Origin of the sequence: Propioniciclava tarda (assembly GCF_900182665.1) — a bacterium.
In the GTDB taxonomy this organism is placed as follows: Bacteria; Actinomycetota; Actinomycetes; order Propionibacteriales; family Propionibacteriaceae; genus Propioniciclava; species Propioniciclava tarda.
Genome location: NZ_FXTL01000005.1, coordinates 111,013 through 130,853 on the forward strand (window position 1 = coordinate 111,013; position 19,841 = coordinate 130,853).

19 protein-coding genes, 1 tRNA gene and 1 other RNA gene are annotated in these 19,841 nt (G+C 68.7%); 8 read left to right on the forward strand and 13 right to left on the reverse strand.

What is annotated here, in order from left to right; translation table 11 throughout:
- Positions 1 to 197 precede the first annotated feature (197 nt).
- From FN821_RS05995 to FN821_RS14965, 3 genes are all read left to right on the forward strand, one after another.
- Positions 198 to 452, forward strand: coding sequence for a type II toxin-antitoxin system Phd/YefM family antitoxin (locus tag FN821_RS05995; RefSeq protein WP_131171807.1), 255 nt, complete (start codon positions 198 to 200; stop codon positions 450 to 452).
- Between the two features lie 4 nt (positions 453 to 456).
- On the forward strand, positions 457 to 717 hold the full coding sequence (locus FN821_RS06000; RefSeq protein WP_131171808.1) for a Txe/YoeB family addiction module toxin: 261 nt from the start codon (positions 457 to 459) through the stop codon (positions 715 to 717).
- Between the two features lie 164 nt (positions 718 to 881).
- The gene (locus FN821_RS14965) at positions 882 to 1,415 is read left to right on the forward strand and encodes a putative immunity protein (protein ID WP_131171809.1); all 534 of its coding nucleotides are present in this window, start codon (positions 882 to 884) and stop codon (positions 1,413 to 1,415) included.
- Between the two features lie 52 nt (positions 1,416 to 1,467).
- Here FN821_RS14965 and ssrA read toward each other — a convergent pair.
- The 13 genes from ssrA to FN821_RS06070 all read right to left on the reverse strand — a co-directional run bounded on the left by ssrA (position 1,468) and on the right by FN821_RS06070 (position 14,298).
- Positions 1,468 to 1,836, reverse strand: a transfer-messenger RNA (tmRNA) gene (gene ssrA / locus FN821_RS06010).
- A 105-nt stretch (positions 1,837 to 1,941) separates the two neighbouring features.
- Positions 1,942 to 2,307 (reverse strand): FKBP-type peptidyl-prolyl cis-trans isomerase, encoded by a 366-nt coding sequence (locus FN821_RS06015; RefSeq protein ID WP_131171810.1) that lies wholly within the window; start codon positions 2,305 to 2,307, stop codon positions 1,942 to 1,944.
- A gap of 31 nt (positions 2,308 to 2,338) precedes the next feature.
- A complete protein-coding gene (locus FN821_RS06020) occupies positions 2,339 to 4,225 on the reverse strand; it encodes a DUF2207 domain-containing protein (protein WP_131171811.1) in 1,887 nt (628 codons plus the stop codon).
- The gene (gene smpB, locus FN821_RS06025) at positions 4,222 to 4,701 is read right to left on the reverse strand and encodes an SsrA-binding protein SmpB (protein WP_131171812.1); all 480 of its coding nucleotides are present in this window, start codon (positions 4,699 to 4,701) and stop codon (positions 4,222 to 4,224) included. The genes FN821_RS06020 and smpB overlap by 4 nt, the downstream gene beginning before the upstream one ends.
- Before the next feature lie 57 nt (positions 4,702 to 4,758).
- On the reverse strand, positions 4,759 to 6,258 hold the full coding sequence (locus FN821_RS06030; protein WP_165489278.1) for a M23 family metallopeptidase: 1,500 nt from the start codon (positions 6,256 to 6,258) through the stop codon (positions 4,759 to 4,761).
- A gap of 39 nt (positions 6,259 to 6,297) precedes the next feature.
- Positions 6,298 to 7,200: a permease-like cell division protein FtsX gene (gene ftsX / locus FN821_RS06035; RefSeq protein ID WP_206662021.1), complete on the reverse strand. Its 903-nt coding sequence runs from the start codon at positions 7,198 to 7,200 to the stop codon at positions 6,298 to 6,300.
- Between the two features lie 36 nt (positions 7,201 to 7,236).
- The gene (ftsE, locus tag FN821_RS06040) at positions 7,237 to 7,920 is read right to left on the reverse strand and encodes a cell division ATP-binding protein FtsE (RefSeq protein ID WP_131171814.1); all 684 of its coding nucleotides are present in this window, start codon (positions 7,918 to 7,920) and stop codon (positions 7,237 to 7,239) included.
- Between the two features lie 102 nt (positions 7,921 to 8,022).
- Positions 8,023 to 9,135: a peptide chain release factor 2 gene (prfB, locus tag FN821_RS06045; protein ID WP_131171815.1), complete on the reverse strand. Its 1,113-nt coding sequence runs from the start codon at positions 9,133 to 9,135 to the stop codon at positions 8,023 to 8,025.
- A 46-nt stretch (positions 9,136 to 9,181) separates the two neighbouring features.
- Positions 9,182 to 9,254: transfer RNA gene (locus tag FN821_RS06050), tRNA-Val, on the reverse strand.
- A gap of 161 nt (positions 9,255 to 9,415) precedes the next feature.
- Complete coding sequence (locus FN821_RS06055) at positions 9,416 to 9,793, reverse strand: DUF3052 domain-containing protein (protein ID WP_131171816.1); 378 nt, start codon at positions 9,791 to 9,793, stop codon at positions 9,416 to 9,418.
- Between the two features lie 140 nt (positions 9,794 to 9,933).
- Positions 9,934 to 12,693, reverse strand: a complete 2,760-nt coding sequence (aceE, locus tag FN821_RS06060; protein WP_131171817.1) for a pyruvate dehydrogenase (acetyl-transferring), homodimeric type — start codon at positions 12,691 to 12,693, stop codon at positions 9,934 to 9,936.
- A gap of 117 nt (positions 12,694 to 12,810) precedes the next feature.
- Entirely contained in the window at positions 12,811 to 13,839 is a 1,029-nt protein-coding gene (locus FN821_RS06065; protein WP_241660131.1) for a PHP domain-containing protein, read from the reverse strand.
- A gap of 39 nt (positions 13,840 to 13,878) precedes the next feature.
- Positions 13,879 to 14,298 carry a hypothetical protein gene (locus tag FN821_RS06070; RefSeq protein WP_131171818.1) on the reverse strand — a complete coding sequence of 140 codons (420 nt, stop codon included), beginning with the start codon at positions 14,296 to 14,298 and terminating at the stop codon, positions 13,879 to 13,881.
- Between the two features lie 410 nt (positions 14,299 to 14,708).
- Between FN821_RS06070 and FN821_RS06075 the strand changes: the two genes are divergently transcribed.
- From FN821_RS06075 to FN821_RS06095, 5 genes are all read left to right on the forward strand, one after another.
- Entirely contained in the window at positions 14,709 to 15,881 is a 1,173-nt protein-coding gene (locus FN821_RS06075) for a PucR family transcriptional regulator (protein ID WP_241660132.1), read from the forward strand.
- Between the two features lie 106 nt (positions 15,882 to 15,987).
- Positions 15,988 to 17,184 (forward strand): acyltransferase domain-containing protein, encoded by a 1,197-nt coding sequence (locus FN821_RS06080; RefSeq protein WP_131171819.1) that lies wholly within the window; start codon positions 15,988 to 15,990, stop codon positions 17,182 to 17,184.
- Positions 17,181 to 18,173: a beta-ketoacyl-ACP synthase III gene (locus tag FN821_RS06085; RefSeq protein WP_241660133.1), complete on the forward strand. Its 993-nt coding sequence runs from the start codon at positions 17,181 to 17,183 to the stop codon at positions 18,171 to 18,173. Before FN821_RS06080 ends, FN821_RS06085 begins: the two co-directional genes overlap by 4 nt.
- A gap of 69 nt (positions 18,174 to 18,242) precedes the next feature.
- Entirely contained in the window at positions 18,243 to 18,485 is a 243-nt protein-coding gene (locus FN821_RS06090; protein ID WP_131171821.1) for an acyl carrier protein, read from the forward strand.
- A 75-nt stretch (positions 18,486 to 18,560) separates the two neighbouring features.
- Positions 18,561 to 19,811 (forward strand): beta-ketoacyl-[acyl-carrier-protein] synthase family protein, encoded by a 1,251-nt coding sequence (locus FN821_RS06095; RefSeq protein WP_131171822.1) that lies wholly within the window; start codon positions 18,561 to 18,563, stop codon positions 19,809 to 19,811.
- Positions 19,812 to 19,841: the final 30 nt, after the last annotated feature.

Consider the following 19,841-nt stretch of genomic DNA (forward strand, 5'->3'; position numbering starts at 1 on the left):
CTGCCACCGCCAGCGGACGCCTCGCAGAAACAACGATCGTCCGGCCCCGAAGGACGAGCGATCACAAGCAGTCCTGTCGATCGAGGGCACCTGTCGAACTCGTGGCATTCGGAGCTCATCGACAGTTGCTCGCCAGCCGCCGACCTGTTGACACCCTTCATGTTCAAACGTACAGTTTTACGTACAGGGGGTTCGCCATGAAGACGCTCAGCTACACCGAGTCGCGCGCCAACTACGCGCAGGTGCTCGACGACGTGGTCAACAACCGTGAGGAGACGATCATCACTCGCGCCGGGCACGAACCCGTCGTCATCGTCTCCCTTGCCGACTACGAGTCTCTGCGCGAGACCGCGTACCTCATGCGCTCGCCCGCCAACGCCCGACGACTCCTGGACTCCATCGACCGACTGGAGAGCGGCGGCGGCACTCGCCACCATCTCACCGAGGACTGAGTCTGTGCTCCTCATCTGGGATGAGACTGCTTGGGACGACTACCTGTGGTGGCAGACCGAAGACCGCCGGACGCTCAAGCGCATCAACCTGCTCATCCAGGACGTAGCACGTCACGGCAATGAGGGAATCGGCAAGCCCGAGGCCCTCAAGCATGGGCTGTCTGGCTACTGGTCCAGACGCATCACCGACGAGCATCGCCTGGTGTACAAGGTCGTCAACAACGAGGTGCGCATTGCCAGTTGTCGCTACCACTACGGCCGCTGACGCTCATCGTTCCCGATCGCCTTGGTGGACGACCTCACGAGCGACCATCCCTGGCGAGTCGACTGGATTGCCCAAAGGCACAGTCCCTGACCACAACTGCCCAGGCAGATCTGGGGGCCAGCGACTGACTCACATCGCCATGGGGGCGGCCTACAGTGGCGATCGTGAGCTCGCAGCAAACCTTGAGCCTGTCGGACAGGCGGGTGCTCTCGGCGTGGGCAGCCGACTGCGCCGAACACGTACTGCCGCTGTTCGAAGCCGAAGCCCCGGTCGATGCGCGACCCCGTACTGCCATTGCCGCAGCCCGCGCCTTCGCGCGAGGAACAATTGGCGCGGCCGAGATGATTCTCCAGCGAGGTGGCGGTAAGGGGCCCCGGCCTGACGTGACAGCAGCTGCCGCAGCGGCTGGCCGCGCTGCCGGGCAGGCACTGGCGACGGCACACATGGGGGCGCACGCCCTCGGCGCAGCAGGGTACGCCTGCCATGCAGCCCTCCTCGCTGCGGGGGACGATGCAATGCAGGCGTGGTCGCTCGAGATGACGTGGCAGCTTGCGCAGATGTCGCTCGAAGTGAGAGCCGCCTTGCGGCGGCTGCCAGCCCTGGGAGAGCCGGGCGGACCCTTGGGGCCAGGCCTGCTCTCACGCGGGCCTGTCGGCGACTCAATCAGACACCTTCAGGAGGCCTTGACCTGGACCTGAAGGACACAAAGAACCCGGGACACACAACTTGCATGTCCCGGGACCTTGTAAGGGGTGGAGGTGGCGGGAATCGAACCCGCGTCCTCAAGAGGCGAACCAGGTCTTCTCCGGGCGCAGCTGGCAAAACGTTCTACTCGGCTCCCACCCTCACGCCAGCGAGTGGTGGACAAGCCCAGCCCCAGCAAAGTCCCCCGACGCCGCTGGAACACCAGCGCCGGAGCAAGCCTTCTAGATGAGGCCGATGACCGGGCTGAAGGCTAAGCCCGGGTCGACCCTTCGATCACTGATCAGGCAGCGAGAGCGAAGTCAGTGCGCTCAGAGTTGGCACTTATTGGTTTCCGGCGATCGTTAACGAGATGTCGTCGGCTCCTCGGCCCGCTTCTCCTGGGACTACCGTCCCAAGTCGAAACCAGTCACCCCCTGTTGAGTTGTCCCGCCCGCTACTGATCGGGCGAGTTCCCCGTCGCCGGGAACTACCAGCTTAGCAACCTCCGGCGACGCCGAATTCTTCCCGGACGCCGCAGCGTCAGCGGACGCCGACGAGGTCGCAGACGAAGACGAGCGTCTCGTTCGGCTTGATGACGCCGCCAGCGCCGCGAGCCCCGTATCCCAGGTGCGGCGGGATCGTGATGCGGCGGCGTCCGCCCACCTTCATCCCGACGATGCCGTCGTCCCAGCCGCGGATGACCTGCCCCGCGCCCAAGTTGAACACCAGCGGGTCGCCGCGGTCGTAGCTGTTGTCGAACTCGGCGCCGTCGCTGTGCGCGACCCCGACGTAGTGCACCGCGACGCGCTTGCCGCGCTCGGCCTCGGGCCCGGTGCCCACCTCAAGGTCTTCGAGAACCAGTTCTGCCGACGCGGGGCCGTCGATCGTCACCTGTGGCTTGTCCATGGCGATGAGCGTAGTTGGCTTGGGGCCGCGGTTACCAACCGCTCGCACCGCCGCCGCCGGACCCGCCACCGGAGAACCCACCGCCGCCACCGAAGCCAGAGCCACCCCCGAACCCTGTCCCGCCGAAGGACGAGTCGCTCACCTGCGGGACGCTCGACGTCGACAGGGAGTCGTCCCAGGAGTTCACGTTCCACAGCACCACGTTGGGGTTCCAGGGACCGCCGCCGTACCAGTAGGTGTCCGGCGTGGCCATGCGACCCAGCGCGACCGCCTGCTCACAGACCTTCGTCCAGCGCTCGGCCAGCCCGAACAGCACCGCCCACGGCAGGTACTTGGTGAAGATGTCCTCGCCCTCTTCGAACCGGAGTTGCTCGGCCTCGGCCGTCGCGATGTAGGTGCGGAAGCCCTCGATCTGGTCGGTCCAGGCGCGGCCCACGGCCGTCCGCTGACCTCGGACGAGCTTGGTGGCCACGATCGCGATCGTGATCGCGGCGGAGGTCACGATCGGAATGATCGCCCACAGCCACGAGCCGCCGGTGCCGATGAAGCTGACCAGCATGAAGCCAGCGAAGAGCAGACCCCCGAGCCTCGGTGCGGCGCGTCCGCGCAGCGATACCCCGCTCAAGCCGCGCTTGAACCAGCCCTGGGCGCGAGCTGCTTCGATCGTGTCGTCCTCCAGCGCCTGGCGGACGCTCTCCAGGCTGCCCGCTTCATCCAGCGCCACCGGCGAGGGGTCGTTGCCGAACAGGCCGTCGAACAACAGGCGGCTGGGCTTGTCCGGACTGCGTTTCGGATCCCTCGGCACTGCCGTCGGCGGACGGTCGTCGCCGGGCGCCGAGCCGAACAGCTGGATCGCGCCGGCGGTGGCGAGCCCGATGAGCGTGGCGGTGAGGTGCTGGACCTTGGACGTACCTTCAAGCAGGTAGCCCGCGTACATCAGCGGCAGCCGCGGCGCGGCGAACGAGACCGGCACGTCCTTGAGTTGGTTCGGCTCGACGCCCACCTTGGCCCCCTTGGGCGGGAACGTGCCGGGTGGGGCGCCCGCGAAGCGGTCATCGCGCGACCTCGGGCGGTAGTAAAGCCACCCGAAGATGGGCATCAGGACGGCACCGATGCCTCCCGCGATCAGCGCCCAGATCGTCTGCCTCTGCTCGGCGGCCACCGTCGAGTCGACGTAGATCCGGGACGCCGTCCCGGCAGCCCCCTTCACGATCTTCGCGTCGACAGACAGGACGTAGTTGGTTTGGAGCGGTTGTGCGGTGAAGACCGCCTTGCCGTCGGTGATGGTCGCCGACGTGCAGTCCGCCTTCTGCCCCGACGGGGCCGCGGAACACACCACGTCCTGGGCGCCCTGGGGCACGGTGACCGTCACGGTGGCCGACCTGACCAGCCCGACGCCCGGACCGATGGCGTCCACGTGGAACTCGTCGAACGCCGCCTGCGGGCCGCGCAGCAGACCGCGCTGGTCGTAGGTGATCACGTAGGTGACCGTGTCGCTGGTGATTGTCCGGTTGGCCGAGCCGATCCGAATCCTGGTGAGGAGCGAGCGCGGGTTGGACTGATCGGCGAACTCTTCGATCTGGGTCTGGGTCGAGACCGGGTCCGGCGAGGTGACCTTCACGTTGCTGACGGGGAAGACGACGTCCTTGTCGGCCTGGTCCCCGGACGGCTCACGCGTCACCAACTTGCGATCGAGCCCGTGGCGTCCGGCGTCGCTGCCGAAGCGATAGACGATCGTCTCGGTCACGTGGGCAACGCCATCCGTGCCCACCACATAGTCGACGTCGAAGCGATCGAAGGTGTCGGGAGTCGCGGCCAACGCGGGCAGAGCCGGTCCAAGCGCCACCATGGACAGAGCCAGCACCAGCGCCCCCAGCCAGGACGCGGGCCGCGCGAACCGCGTCCGGATGGCCCTCATCGGGACACCCGACGGTTCCTGGACGCCATGGCCCGCTGTGCCTCGCGGTCGGCGTCGCGCTTGGCGAGAGTCTGCCGCTTGTCCCAGTCCCGCTTGCCGGTGGCCACGGCGATCTCGACCTTGGCGTAGCCGTCGGAGAAGTAGATCGACAACGGCACGATGGTGCGTCCGGAGTTCTCGGTCTCGCGGAAGAGCTTCGCGATCTCCTTGCTGTGCAGCAGGAGCTTGCGATTGCGCTTGGGGGCGTGGTTGGTCCAGGTGCCGAAACGGTACTCGGGAATGTTCACATTGCGCAGCCACACCTCGCCGTCGTCCACGGTCGCGAACCCGTCGACGAGCGATGCGCGGCCACCCCGCAACGACTTGACCTCGGTGCCGGTCAGGACGAGGCCAGCCTCGAAGCGCTCACCGATCTCGTAGTCGTGGCGCGCCTTCTTGTTCTGGGCGACAAGCACGCGTCCTGTGGGACGGGGCATGGCGGCCTCCTTCGTGGTGGGCGTGCCGCCAGACTACCAATCGCCGCGAACAGCCCCCTACGGGATGTAGTTCATCGGGTTGACGGGCGTCCCGTCGTGGCGAACCTCCAGGTGCAGGTGGCAGCCGGTGGACAGGCCCGTCGTGCCGACGTACCCGATCAGCTGGCCCCGGCTGACCTGCTGGCCGACGCTGACGGCGAACTTGGACTGGTGGAAGTAGCTCGTCGTGACGTAGCTGCCGTTGATCGTGCCGTGCCCGAGGACGATGCGGTTGCCGGCGCCCCCGCTGAACCCGGCCGACAGGACGACCCCTGCGCGGGCGGCGTAGATCGGCGTCCCGCAGGCGGCGCCGAAGTCGGTGCCGGCGTGAAGGCGCCAGTAATGCAGGATCGGGTGGAACCGCATTCCGAAGGGCGACCCGGGGTTGGCGTCCACTGGACGGATGAAGCCGGACGACGACACGCTGCCGGATGCTCCGGACGACGAACCGGACGCCGGCGCCGAGCCCGAGGAGGCGGAGGCGGCCGCCGCGGCCTTCTGCGCCGCGATGAGCGCCTGGATCTCCTTCTGGGTCTGCGCAGCCTCAGCCTCGGCTTCGGCGATGGCAGCCTGGGACGCCGCCAGTTGGCTCTGCGCGGCGCTGAGTTGCTGCTGAGCCGCAGACTGAGCGCCTTGCGCCGAGCCCAACGCCCCCTGGTTGGCCGACAGCACGGCTTGGGCCTGCTGAAGCGCCTGCTGGTTCTGCGCCACCAGCGATTGGAACGCCGCCTGGGCCTCGGTGGCCTTGCGCTCGAGGTCGGCGACGATCCTCACCTGCGCCGCGGACGCGTCCTTGGCGGCGGAGACGCGGGCCTCGATCTGGGCCTGGAGGTCCCGGGAGGCCTGCAGTTGGGTCTGGTACAGGTCGAGGCGGGCCTTTTCGGCCGCCTGGGTGTCGAAGATCGTGTCGCTCCACTGCAGGCGCTGCGACAGGTCGGAGGGGGTCTGTGAGCCGAAGATGGTCGCGAGTCCCTCGATGGAGGACTGCTGCTGGAACGCCTCCCGCGCCGCCGAACCCATCAGGCTCTGTTGGGTCTCGAGCTGGGCCTGGCCCGCGGCGACCGCGCCCTTGGCGTCGGCGAGAGCGTCCTGTGCGGCCGCCAACTCGGAGGCGAGCTGGGCATCGTAGTCGCGGGCCTGCTGGAGCTGCTGGCGGGTTTCCAGCACGGTGCGTTGGGCGTTGGCAAGCTTCTGCTCGGACGCCGACAGCTCAACCCCGGCCGAGCTGACCTGTCCCTGCGCGGCGTCTACCTGGGACGCTGCGGCAGCGACCCGGCTCGCCGACTGGGCGCTGGCGGCCTTCGCCGCTGCCACCTGCTGCGCGGCGGCGTCCGCCTTGGCCCGCGCGGCGGCGGCCTGAGCGGACGCCGCAGCAGCTTGTTTCTGCAGGGTCGAGAGGCTGGCCGCTTGGGCGGGCAGGGCGGACACACCGCATGAGGTCGCGATGACCGCGGTGGCCAACCCGAGCCGGAGGCTCAGCTTGCTCAACGTGTTTCGGGGGGAAGAATCCTCAACCACGTGCATCTCCGATGTGAGTCCGGCCGGGGCCGGATGTCGTCACACGCGCAGGTAGCGTCGTGTGGCTATCAACGTTGGAATAGTAGAGAGCACGACGGCCACCGCCACAACAGCTAGCACGGTGAGTCCGATATTGTCCCAGCCGATCCAGCGGACGGTCTGGATGGCAGGTTGAGCCTTGCCGATGATCACGAACTGCTCCAGGCCCGCCAACGTGAGGCACGCCAGGACGGCTCCGGCGAGGGCCGCGACCAGCGATTCGAGCAGGAACGGCAGCACGATGAACCAGTTGCTGGCGCCGACGAGCCTCATGATGCCGAGCTCGCGTCGCCGCGAGAACGCGGCCATGCGGATGGTGTTGCCGATCTGCAGAGCCGCGGCGAGCAGCAACAGCAGGGACGCCCCGACGGTCGCCACGCGGGCGAGATTGAGCCACGCGAAAACGGGCTCCAGAATGCCGCGAAGGTCTTGCACCTTCTGCACCCCGGGCAGCCCCTGCACCGCCGAGACCACGCCCTGGTAGTCCTCGGGGTTCTTCAGCTTGACCCGGAAGTTGTCCTGCATGTCGGCTGCCGTCATGGTGCCGAGGATGGACGAGTCCTTGTAGACCTCTTTGAACTGGACGAAGACCTCGTCCTTGGTCTCGTAGGTGACCGCGGCCACTTCGGCGTTCGACTCGAGGGTCTTGCGGATCACGTCGCGCTGGGCGTCCGTGGCATCGTGCCCGGCGTCGCAGTTGGTGCCCTGGGTCGCCGCGGTGCACAGGAAGACCGTGACTTCGATCTTGTCGTACCAGCGACCCTTGATCAGGTCGACCTGCTGGGCGGACAGCAGCCCCACCCCGAACAGCGACAGGGACACCCACATGGTGACGACCACGGCGATCGTCATCGTGATGTTCCGGCGCAGACCCGACAGGGCCTCGGTCAGCGTGTGGCGCATGCCAGGCCTCCTCGCTGGTTGGTCGTCAACTCAAGCTCAGTAGCCATAAACGCCCTTGCTCTGGTCACGGACGAGCTCGCCGTCCGAGAGTTCGATCACGCGCTTGCGCATCTGGTCGACGATCGTCGAATCGTGCGTCGCCATGATCACGGTGGTTCCGGTCTTGTTGATGCGGTCGAGCAGCTTCATGATGCCGACCGAGGTCGTCGGGTCCAGGTTGCCCGTGGGCTCGTCCGCGATCAGGATCGGCGGCCGGTTCACGAAGGCACGGGCCAACGCGACCCGCTGCTGCTCGCCACCCGACAGTTCGTCGGTCAGCCGCTCGCTCTTGTCGCCCAGCCCGACGAGATCGAGCGTCTCGGGCACGATCGTGCGGATCTCGCGGCTCGACTTGCCGATGACCTGCAGCGCGAAGGCAACGTTCTCGTAGACGGTCTTCCCGGGCAGGAGGCGGAAGTCCTGGAACACGGTGCCCACCTGGCGGCGAAGGCGCGGGATGCGCCAGGCCGGGAGGCGTCCGAGATCGTGGCCGGCGACGTAGATCGAGCCCTTGGTCGGCTTGTACTCGCGCAGGATGAGGCGGAGGAACGTCGACTTGCCCGAGCCGGAGGAGCCGACGAGGAACACGAACTCGCCCTTGTCGATGTCCAAGCTGACGTCGCGCAACGCCGGACGGGTCTGCCCGGCGTAGGTCTTGCTGACGTTGTCGAAAGTGATCACAGGTGCTTCCAGAGACGATCGGATTCCTGAGAAAAGTTCAGGAACGGGTACGAGAATGCCAGACGAGGCCAGCGGCGTCCCAATCGGCGCGCCGCCGCGCGGCTACGAAGCGGCCTGCTCGGCCTGGCGACGCCAGCGGATTCCGGCGTCCAGGAAGCCGTCGATGTCGCCGTCGAACACGGCGTCGGGGTTGCCGACCTCGTACTCGGTGCGCAGGTCCTTGACCATCTGGTACGGGTTCAGCACGTACGAGCGCATCTGGTCGCCCCAGGACGCCTTGACGTCGCCGGCCAACTCCTTCTTCTTGGCGTCCTCCTCCTGCTTCTTGAGCAGCAGGAGGCGCGACTGCAGGACGCGGAGCGCGGCGGCACGGTTCTGGATTTGGCTCTTCTCGTCCTGCATGGACACCACCAGGCCAGTCGGCAGGTGGGTGATGCGGACCGCGGAGTCCGTCGTGTTGACCGACTGGCCACCCGGGCCCGAGCTGCGGAAGACGTCGACGCGGATGTCGGACTCGGGCACGTCGATGTGGTCGGTCGACTCGATCAGCGGGATGACCTCGACCGCGGCGAAGCTGGTCTGACGGCGTCCCTGATTGTCGAACGGCGAGATCCGGACCAGGCGGTGGGTGCCGCCCTCGACGCTGAGCGTCCCGTAGGCGAAAGGCGCGCTGACTTCGAACGTCACCGACTTCAGGCCCGCCTCCTCGGCGTAGCTCGTGTCGAGGATCTTGACCGCGTAGCCGTGGCGCTCGGCCCAGCGCAGGTACATGCGCAGCAGCATCTCGGCGAAGTCGGCGGCGTCCACTCCCCCGGCGCCGGAGCGGATCGACACGACCGCGTCGCGCTCGTCGTATTCGCCGTTCAGGAGCGTCCGGATCTCCAGGACCTCCAGATCGTCGCGCAGCACCTTGTATTCACCGGACGCCTCCGCGAGCGTCGCGCTGTCGGACTCTTCTTGGGCCAGCTCGACCAGGACGCTCAGGTCATCGAGGCGCTGACGGAGCTTGGTGACCTTCTCGACCTCGGCCTGCAACCGCGACAGCCGCGACGTGACGCGCTGGGCGTTGGCCTGGTCGTCCCAAAGATCGGGGGCCGCGACCTCCTCGCCGAGCTTCGCGATCTCGGCCCGCATCGACGGCACGTCGAGCACCGCCTCGATGGAGGTCAGGGTGCGATCGAGCGTCTCGATGTCGTTGTCAATGTCGGCGGCCACGAGGGTGGAGTCTACCCCGGACGCCGTCCGCCGAGGTCATCGCGGGTGGGCGCAGAGGGACTCGAACCCCCGACCACCTCCTTGTAAGGGAGGGGCTCTACCAGCTGAGCTATGCGCCCCGGCGGACCATGCTAGCTGCCCACCCGCCCTGCGTCATGGCTGCGAAAGACCGTCTCCAGGCGGCCAAGCGTCTCCGTGACGCGGACGAGGAGGCGCCATTGATCGGCCACGACCAGCGATAGGGACGCCCGGGCCGCGGCGGCTCCTCGGCGTAGGCGCTTTACTTGCGACTCGCCTTGGGGCGGACGACCTTTTGGGCGTGCCAGTCCTTGCTGACTTTGACGACGTTGGCCAACGCCAGGCCCGCCGTGATGGCGCCCTCGGCGATGTCGGCCGGGTCCACGTAGCCGGGACGCCCCACCTTCGGCGTCATCAGCCAGATGTGGCCGGTGTCGGAGAGATCGCGCAGCGAGTCCACGAGGCCATCGACCAGGTCACCGTCCTCGTCGCGCCACCACAGCAGCACGGCGTCCACGGCCTCCAGCGCGTCCTCGACCAGGTCACCGTCGACGGCGTCCATGATGGCGTCGCGCAGGGACTCGTCAACGTCGGAGTCCCAGCCCAGTTCCTGAATGGCCAGGCCGGTGCGCAATTCCATCGCAACGACCGCCCGGGTGTCCTGCTTACCCGGCCCTGCCGTGGTTCCCACTGGTTCCTCCGCTTTCTCACGCACGTCGATGGGTGGCATCTACAGTGCCAGAAACTCGGCGCGCCCGACAGCGCTGCGCGAACCCACGGTCAGCTGTCGCCTCCCGCGTTCCCGGACGCCCCCGCCGTGACGTCGAGCAGCTGGTAGCGCTCGGCAGCCTCGCGAGGCACCGACGGATCGAGCTCGCCGGCGTCCACCAACAGCTGCAACGCCCGGACCGCCATCGACGGACCGTCGATGTGGAAGAAGCGACGAGCCGCGGCGCGCGTCTCGGAGAAGCCGAAGCCGTCCGCACCCAGGGACGCGAAGCGAGCCGGCACCCATTGAGCGATCTGGTCCTGGACCTGCTTCATGTAGTCCGAGGTCGCGATCACGGGTCCGGGGCGTCCGGACAAGCGCTGCGTCACGTACGGGACGCGACGCTCGGCGTCCGGGTACAAGAAGTTGTGCTCGTCACAGTCCATGGCCTCGCGGCGCAGTTCGGTCCAGCTCGTGACGCTCCAGACGTCCGCGACCACGCCGTAGTCGCGCTTGAGCAGCTCTTGGGCCTCCAGCGCCCACGGGACTCCGACGCCGGACGCCAGCAGCTGGCAGCGGCGCGCGTCCGGGTTGACGCCCTCGAACGAGCCCTCCTTGAGCAGGTACATGCCCTTGAGGATGCCCTCGACATCGACGTTCTCCGGCTCGGCCGGCTGCACCATCGGCTCGTTGTAGACCGTGAGGTAATAGATGACGTCCTCGGGCTTGTCGCCGTACATGCGCTCGAGACCCGCGCGCATGATGTGCGCGATCTCGTAGCCGTACGCCGGGTCGTACGTCACCACGGCCGGGTTCGTCGCGGCGAGCATCGGGCTGTGCCCGTCCATGTGCTGGGTTCCCTCGCCGGTCAGCGTGGTGCGTCCGGCGGTGGCGCCGATCATGAAGCCGCGCGACAGCTGGTCGGCGGCCGCCCAGATGGCGTCCCCGGTGCGCTGGAAGCCGAACATCGAATAGAAGATGTAGAACGGCACCATCGGCAGGTCGTGCGTCGCGTAGCTGCTGCCCACGGCCGTGAAGGACGCCAGCGAGCCGGCCTCGTTGATGCCCAGGTGCAGGATCTGACCGTTCTTGGCCTCGCGGTAGGACAGCATCAGCTCGTGGTCCACCGGCGTGTAGTTCTGGCCGTGCGGGTTGTAGATCTTGACCGTCGGGAAGAACGAGTCCATGCCGAACGTGCGCGCCTCGTCCGGGATGATCGGGACGAAGTGCGGGGCGAAGTCCTTCTCGCGCAGGAGATCCTTGACCAGGCGGACGAGCGCCATCGTCGTCGCGACGGGCTGGTTGCCGGAGCCCTTCCTGACCGACGCGTACGCCTTGTCGCTCGGCAGCGCGATCGGCTTCGGCTGATTGCGGCGCTGCGGGACGCCTCCGCCGAGGGCCTTACGGCGCTCGAGGGCGTACTGGATGCGCTCGTCGTCCGCCTCGGGACGCACGTACGGCGGCTGGTAGAGGTTCTCCTCCAGCTGCGCGTCCGTGATCGGCATGTCGAGGCGATCGCGGAACTGCTTGAGGTCGTCGAGCGCGAACTTCTTCATCTGGTGCGTGGCGTTGCGGCCCGCGAAGTGCTGCCCGAGGAAGTAGCCCTTGATGGTGTGCGCCAGGATCACGGTGGGCGCGCCCTGGAACTTCACGGCCGAGTCGAAGGCCGAGTAGACCTTGTGGTAGTCATGGCCGCCGCGAGAGAGGCGCCAGATCTGGTCGTCGGTCCAGCCCTCGACCATCTTCGCGGTGCGCGGGTCGCGGTTGAAGAAGTGCTCGCGCACGTAGGCGCCGTCGTTCGCCTTGAAGGTCTGGTAGTCGCCGTCCGAGGTGGCGTTCATCAGGTTGACGAGGGCGCCGTCCTTGTCCTGGGCGAGCAGCGGATCCCAGCCGCGTCCCCAGACGACCTTGATGACGTTCCAGCCGGCGCCACGGAAGAAGGCCTCCAGCTCCTGCATGATCTTGCCGTTGCCGCGGACGGGACCGTCGAGGCGCTGCAGGTTGCAGTTGATGACGAAGTTCAGGTTGTCGAGACCCTCGTACGCCGCGAGCTGCAGCGCACCGCGGCTCTCGACCTCATCCATCTCGCCGTCGCCGAGGAACGCCCAGACGTTCTGGTCGGAGGTGTCCTTCAGGCCACGGTTGTGCAGGTACTTGTTGAACTGCGCCTGGTAGATCGCGTTGATCGGACCAAGGCCCATCGACACCGTCGGGAACTCCCAGAAGTCGGGCATCTGCCGCGGGTGCGGGTAGGACGGCAGCGCGCGGACGCGTCCGTCGACGATGTGGCTCTTCTCCTGGCGGAAGCCGTCCAGATCGGCCTCGTCGAGGCGTCCCTCGAGGAACGCGCGGGCATACATGCCGGGCGAAGCGTGGCCCTGGAAGAAGATCTGATCGCCGCCGCCTGCGTGGTCCTTGCCGCGGAAGAAGTGGTTGAAGCCCACCTCGTACAGCGTCGCCGAGGACGCGTACGTGGAGATGTGGCCGCCGACGCCCACGCCCGGACGCTGCGCCCGGTGCACCATCACGGCCGCGTTCCACCGGACCAGGCGACGGAACTTGCGCTCCAGGTCGACGTCGCCCGGGTACCAGGGCTCGCGCTCGGCGGGGATCGTGTTGACGAAGTCGGTGGCGGTCAGCGACGGGATGCCCACGTGCCGATCACGCGCGCGTTCCATCATCTTCAGCATCACGTAGCGCGCGCGGTTGCGTCCGCCCGCCTCGATCATGCCGTCCAGCGACTCCAACCACTCGGCGGTCTCCGCCGGGTCGGTGTCGGGCAGGTTGGCGGGGATCCCGTTCAAGATGGGTCCAGAGTCACGAGCGGCCACGTGTCGTCCTTTCGCGATGCGTTGCGTTCGGTGTCCATCCTGCCTCGTTCCACGCCCGAAAGCACACCACGGCTGGCCCTCGGGACCGTCCGGGCCCTATCGGGCAGCCCGGACGCGTCAGTTCTGGTGGGAGGCGGTCCAGTCCAGGAGCCGCTCGACCGGCCAGGTGTTGACGATGCGGTCGGCGTCGATTCCGGCGGCCATCGCCTTGCGGACCCCGTGCACCGTCCACTCGAGTTGGCCGGGAGCGTGGGCGTCCGTGTCGATCGCGAACAGACATCCCATCTCGGACGCCAGCGCCAAGAGATCGTCCGGCGGGTCCAGTCGCTCGGGTCGAGAGTTGATCTCGACGGCCTTGCCGAAGTGCCGGCACGCCTCGAAGACCACCTCGGCATCGAAAGCGCTCTGTGGCCGGGTGCCGCGTCCGCCGGCGATGAGGCGTCCGGTGACGTGGCCCAGGATGTCCGAGCGCGGGTTGGCGATGGCGGCGACCATCCGGCTCGTCATCGCGTCGGCGTCCATGCGGAGCTTGGAGTGCACGGACGCGACCACGAGGTCGAGGGCGTCCAGCAGGCCGGGCTCCTGGTCGAGCGCGCCGTCGTCGAGGATGTCGGCCTCGATGCCGGTGAGGATCCGGAAGGGCGCCACCTCGCGGTTGAGGGCGGCGATGTCGTCGAGTTGGGCTCGCAGGCGGGACGCGTCCAGGCCGCGGGCCACCCGCAGGTTCGGGGAGTGATCCGTCACCGCCAGGTACTCGCGGCCGAGGGCGCGGGCGGCGTCCACCATGTCGGGCAGCGGCGAGTAGCCGTCGGAGGCGTCCGTGTGGGAGTGCAGTTCGCCGCGGATCGCGCCGAGCAGCGGCCCGGCTTGGCTATCGAAGGACGCTGTCTCGTCGCGGACGCTCGCCAGATACTCGGGAAGGATGCCGTCGGACGCCTGCGCGATGACCTTGGCCGTGGACTCGCCGATGCCGGGGAGCGACGTCCAGGAGCGCGCGGCGTCCACGACGGCGCGGTCGGCGGGGGTCAGCGCCGTCAGGACGTCGGCCGCCTTGCGGAACGCGGTGGCCTTGCGGGTCTGGCCGCCGGCGCGCTCCATGAGGTAGGCGATCTCGCGCAGGGCCTCCACGGGGTCGATCTGGGTCACCCGCCCACTCCTACGCGATCGACGGGCGAGAGGCAAGCCTCAGGCCCACGTCCAGGACGTCAGGACGGCTTCGATCGAGGGTGCAGGGTCGGTCGAGGCGCCGGCGAAGGCCGTCACAACGTACGTCTGATCGTGGTGGGTGAAGCAGGTGAGGTGCCAGTTGCGGACCGAGTCTGAGAGGGCCACGTCGACCCTGGACTCTGCTGGCCCACCCGTCGACGTCACGGGGATCGGCTCGGGGTCCGGCCTGGGATCCACCAGCCACTGGGTGCGGGACGACTGGGCCTCGCAGGCCTCCTCGGGCGTGGACTCCCCCGCCACGTCCACGAGGATCGTTGCTGACCCGCGGCTGAACCGCGCGGCGTTGAAGAGGCTCCCATCCTCGGTCGGCCCCCAGCCGCTCGGCGGCTGGACCAACGCTCCGGGGACGCCGATCCTGCCGGCGCCCGAGGCAGGCACCGGTGGCGCTGCCGTGGGAGGCGTCCCGATCTGCGGCGTGGGCTCGCTGGGCCGAGCCGAGGGACCCGTCGGGCCCTCCCAGCGCCAGGATCCCAGCAACTCCCCGTCCGAGCGAACGAGGGCAGCGCGCGACGCTTGGTCGGGCTCGGACGCCGGACCTGAGGACGCGTCGGCGGACGCCAGCGGGAGTTGGTGACGACCCCGTCGCCGATGGTCTCGAGGGGTTCCTGCCAGGCGGGTGGGGAGAAGTCGGGTCCAGGCTGGCCTGGAGGCGTCGGTGTCGCGCCGGGCTCGCCGGCTTTTCAGACACGGCGACGTCGCCTTCCGATGCGGTCCGCCCAGCCCATGGCCCCGCAGCGTACCCACCAGCGCCGCCACTAGGCTGGCCGGGATCCGAGGGGAGGGTGGCGGTGGCGTCCAACGAAGCTGACTGGGTTCCGTCGCCTCGCGTCCGGGCGGCCATCTCCAAACGACTGGCGGCCGCCGCGCCGGCCATGACCGCGACGGCGCTCGCCGACATGGCGACGAAGTACGCCTGGATCAAGGCCCTCGACCCCGACTACCGATCCTGGATCAACGTGATCGTCCGGACCGGTGTCGACGGCTTCGTGTCGTGGTTCGAACGAGGGGCGTCCGGCCCGGGCGCGGGAAACATCTTCGACTCGGCGCCGCGTCCGCTGCAGCGCCAGGTCTCGCTGCAGCAGACCCTCGATCTGATCCGCTCAACGATTGCCAGCGTCGAACTGCACGTCTCCACACAGATGCCGCGCGGTGATCGGGCTGTGTGCAAGACGGCGATCCTGCACTACGCGCGCGAGGTCGCCTTCGACGCGGCCGAGGTGTACGCGCACGCGGCCGAGACCCGCGGCGCCTGGGACGCCCGCGTCGAGGCCATGGTCATCGACGCGGTGATCCGGGGCGACGCGTCCGAGACGGTGCTCTCGCGCGCGTCGGCGCTGGGCTGGAGCGCACCGGCCGGCATCACTGTCGTCATCGGCGACCTCAACGGCGCCAAGGACGCCTCCCTGCGTCGGATCGCCGCCCGCGCCGGCATCGACGCCCTCCTGGCGCCCCAAGGAGAACGCCTCGTCGTCTTGTTGGGCGGTTCCTTCAGCACCGACGCGGACGCCGTCGCTGCCACCGCCGGGCTTTCGGACGCCTTCGGTCCAGGTCCCATCGTGGTCGGCCCGGTGGTGCACGACCTCGCCTCGACCGTGACCAGCGCGCGAGCGGCCCTGGCCGGCCGACGAGCAGTTGCGGCTTGGCCGGCCGCCCCGCGTCCGGTGCTGGCGTCCGATTTGCTGCCCGAACGGGCGCTCATGGGCGACGGTCACGCGCGGCGCGCGCTCGCGGATCACGTCTTCAAGGCGCTCGAGGGACACGGCGGCGACCTGCTGGAAACGCTCGAAGTCTTCTTCGAGACCGGCAGCATCGAGGGCACGTCGCGGCGCCTGTTCATCCATGCCAACACGGCGCGTTATCGCCTCGGACGCGTCGAGGACGTGACCGGGTTCTCACCCCTCGATCAGCGCGACGCCTACGCCCTACGGCTCGGCCTGAGCCTTGGACGCATCCTGTCCTGAGCCCGAAGCGCGGTTCCGGCTCTTGTAGGAAACCTACAAAGACAGACCTGAATTTTGGTTGGCGCCGCGCCCGGCGTTGTACGGACGCGCCCGCAAGGATTACTGCGTGCTTGCAATCGTTGCGCCGGGTCAAGGCGCTCAGACCCCCGGATTCCTCACGCCCTGGCTTGAACTGCCGACTTTCGCCACGCGGCTCGCCTGGCTGTCGACGGTCGCCGGCATCGACCTCGTCCACTACGGAACCGAGGCGGACGCCGAGACGATCAGGGACACCGCGATCGCCCAGCCCCTGCTGGTCGCTGCCGGGATGCTGGCCGCCTTGGAATTGTTCCCAAGCCCCGCCGACGGCTTCCGCCGCACCGGCGTCGCGGCTGGCCACTCGGTCGGCGAGATCACCGCAGCAGGCGCCGCCGGGGTCCTGTCGGGCGAGCAAGCGATGGTCTTCGTCCGGGAGCGCGGGCTCGGCATGGCCGAGGCGTCCGCATTGACCCCCACCACGATGGCCGCGGTCGTCCGTGGCGACGCCGACGAGGTGCTGGCCGCGATCGAGGCGGCGGGCTGCGTGGCCGCCAACAACAACGGCGCGGGTCAGCTCGTGGCTGCGGGCACGGTCGAGCAGATCGCGGACCTGGCCGCCCACCAGCCCAAGGGTGCCCGCGTGGTCCCGCTCTCGGTCGCCGGCGCCTTCCACACCCACCACATGCAGCCGGGCCAGGATCGCCTGGAGCGCCTCGCCCCGGCCATCTCCACCCACGACCCGCGCGTGCCCCTGCTGTCCAACGCCAACGGCGACGCCGTCGCCAGCGGGCGCGACTACCTCAAGCGCCTGGTCGGCCAGATCACCAGCCCTGTCCGCTGGGACCTGTGCATGGAGACGATGATCCAGATGGGCGTCACCGGGCTCCTCGAGTTGCCTCCCGCCGGCACGCTCACGGGGATCGCCAAGCGCAACATGCCTGGCGTCGAGGTCTTCGCCCTCAACGCTCCTGACCAACTGGCCGAGGCACGCTCCTTCGTCGAGCGGCACAGCGACACCGAAGCCCATCACAACCGCTCCGCGAACGTCGCCTGGATGATGGCCACGTCGCCCGCCAAGGGCGAGCTGACCATCGCCGAGGGCGCCGGCGTGGACGCCGACGTCCCGAGCGGCGCCGTGATTGGCACCGTGACCAACACCCTCGGCGACCACGAGATCGTCGCCCAACACGGCGGACGCATCCTCGAATGGCTCGTCGAATCCGACGACATTGTTCGTCCCGGACAGCCCGTAGCCCGCCTCTACCCCCGGACGGAATCCCTGTGACGGTCAACGCCAGCAGCGGCGGGCCCTTCGCCCGCGTCCTCTCCATCGCCTCCGCGGTGCCAAGCCGGGTCGTCGACAACGCCGAGATGTGCACCTACATCGACAGCTCCGACGAGTGGATCCAGCAGCGCACCGGCATCGTCGAGCGCCGTTGGGTCGCCGAGGGCGAGGACGCCGAATCCCTCGCCATGGACGCCGCCACGAAGGCGATCGAGCGGGCCGGACTGACGGCGTCCGACATCGATGCCGTCATCGTCTCGACCGTCTCGCACTTCAAGCAGACCCCCGGCCTGGCTCCGAAGCTGGCCGCGAAACTCGGCACCGACGGTGCCGCCGCCTTCGACATCTCCGCCGCCTGCGCGGGCTTCTGCTACGGGATCGCGATGGGTGAGTCCCTCGTCCGCTCCGGGGCGGCCAAGAAGGCCCTCGTCATCGGCGTGGAGACCCTGTCGAAGCTCACCGACCTCCACGATCGCACCACCGCCTTCCTGTTCGCCGACGGCGCCGGGGCCGCGGTGATCGGGGCGTCCGACACCAACGGCATCGGACCGGTCGTCTGGGGCTCCGACGGCGAGCAGTCGGGCGTGATCGACCAGAACGTCGACCTGCTCGAGTCCGGACGCACCGGCGTCCCGGCCGTGCTCACCATGGAAGGCCAGGCCGTCTTCCGCTGGGCGACCGGCTTCATCGCGGACGCCGCACGGCGCACGTTGGCCGTCTCCGGCGTGGACGCCACCGAACTGGACGTCTTTGCGCCCCACCAGGCGAACAACCGCATCACGGACTCGATGCTGCGTCACCTCAAGCTGCCGAGCACCGTCAAGGTGGCCCGCACCATCAAGACGATGGGCAACAACTCGGCCGCGTCCATCCCGATCGCCCTCGACTCGATGTTGGCGTCGGGCGAGGCCAAGTCGGGCGACAAGGCCCTCATCATCGGCTTCGGAGCCGGGCTCGTGTACGCGGGCCAGGTCATCGAGCTGCCCTGATAGACGTACCGGCGCCGACGGCGTCCGGTGAAGACAACAAACCCAACCCAAAGAAGCAAGGAGAAGGCCATGGCCACCACCGAAGAGATCCGCACCTCGCTCGCCGAGCTGGTCAACGACGTCGCCGGCGTGCCCGTCGAGGACGTTCAGCTCGACAAGTCGTTCACCGAGGACCTCGACGTCGACTCCCTGGCGATGGTCGAGATCATCGTCGGCTGCGAGGAGAAGTTCGGCGTCACCATCCCCGATGAGGACTCCAAGAAGCTCAAGACCGTGGGCGACGCCGTCGCCTACATCGAGAGCCACCAGTAATCCGACGCCCCGCGGCCCGGCGCTGTCGCCCGGCCGCGGGGTCACCCTCCGCCCAGCTCGAACGAAGGACTTCTCATGACCGACGTCGTCATCACCGGCATGGGGGCAACGACCCCCTTGGGCGGCGATCTCGCCTCGACCTGGGCGGGCATGCTCGCCGGCCGCTCCGGGGTCGTGACCATCACCGAAGACTGGGCGGAACCGCTCGCCGTCCGGATCGCCGGCCGCTGCGCCGTCGACCCGGCCGAGAAGATCGACCGCGTGAAGGCTCGCCGGCTCGACCGCTCGACGCAGGTCGGGCTGGTCGCCGCGGAGGAGGCCTGGCTGGACGCGGGCTTCGGCCTCGGCGAGGACAACCCCGTCGACCGAGATCGGCTCGCCGTCTGTTTCGGCAGCGGCATCGGCGGACTGCATTCCACCTTGTCGAACTGGGACGCCCTGGTCGACAAGGGCGCGCGCCGGGTCAGCCCCTACACGATCCCCATGCTCATGACCAACGCCCCGGCGGCCAACATCGGCCTGCTGCTGGGCGCCCGCGCCTCGGTCCGGACGATGGTCTCGGCCTGCGCGTCCGCCAATGACTCGATCGCGCTGGCCATCGACGAGATCCGCCTCGGCCGCGCCGACGTGGTGCTGACGGGCGGCTCCGAGGCCACGATCCTGCCGCTGCCGATCGCCGCGTTCTCGCAGATGCAGGCGCTCAGCAAGCGCAACGACGATCCCGCCGCGGCGTCCCGGCCGTGGGACAAGGGCCGCGACGGATTCGTCCTGGCCGAGGGTGCGGCGGCGCTGGTGCTCGAGTCGCTCGAGCACGCGCTGGCCCGCGGTGCCCGCATCTACGGCACGGTGGCGGGCGCCGGCGTGAGCGCCGACAGCCACGACATCGTCCAGCCGGACCCCGCCGGCGGTGGGCAGTCCTCGGCGATGCTCAAGGCCATCCGCGATGCCGGACTCACGGCGTCCGATATCAAGCATGTGAACGCCCACGGCACGTCGACGCCGCAGGGCGACGTGACGGAGGCCCACTCGGTCGGACGCGCGCTCGGGTCGGCTGTCGACGGCTGTGTGGTCACCTCGACCAAGTCGATGACGGGCCACCTGCTGGGCGCGGCTGGCGCGGTCGAGTCGATCGCGACCGTGCTGGCGCTCTACCACCGTCAGGTGCCCCCGACGATCAACCTCGACGATCCCGAGGACGGCCTCGGCATCGACATCGCGACCGCGGTGCGTCCGCTGCCCGTAGGCGACCTCGCCGCCCTGAACAACAGCTTCGGCTTCGGCGGCCACAACGTGGCCATCGCGTTCAGCAACGCCAACATTCGCTGAGCGTCCGGACGCCGCCGGCGTCCGCATGCC

What these genes read in the sequence shown, in the direction of transcription:
- FN821_RS06020 (WP_131171811.1), bottom strand. Translation starts at nt 4,225, where the DNA reads ATGAGGGCCATCCGGACGCGGTTCGCGCGGCCCGCGTCCTGGCTGGGG.
- FN821_RS05995 (WP_131171807.1), top strand. Translation starts at nt 198, where the DNA reads ATGAAGACGCTCAGCTACACCGAGTCGCGCGCCAACTACGCGCAGGTG.
- FN821_RS06095 (WP_131171822.1), top strand. Translation starts at nt 18,561, where the DNA reads ATGACCGACGTCGTCATCACCGGCATGGGGGCAACGACCCCCTTGGGC.
- FN821_RS06055 (WP_131171816.1), bottom strand. Translation starts at nt 9,793, where the DNA reads ATGGAATTGCGCACCGGCCTGGCCATTCAGGAACTGGGCTGGGACTCC.
- ftsX (WP_206662021.1), bottom strand. Translation starts at nt 7,200, where the DNA reads ATGCGCCACACGCTGACCGAGGCCCTGTCGGGTCTGCGCCGGAACATC.
- FN821_RS06090 (WP_131171821.1), top strand. Translation starts at nt 18,243, where the DNA reads ATGGCCACCACCGAAGAGATCCGCACCTCGCTCGCCGAGCTGGTCAAC.
- smpB (WP_131171812.1), bottom strand. Translation starts at nt 4,701, where the DNA reads ATGCCCCGTCCCACAGGACGCGTGCTTGTCGCCCAGAACAAGAAGGCG.
- FN821_RS06015 (WP_131171810.1), bottom strand. Translation starts at nt 2,307, where the DNA reads ATGGACAAGCCACAGGTGACGATCGACGGCCCCGCGTCGGCAGAACTG.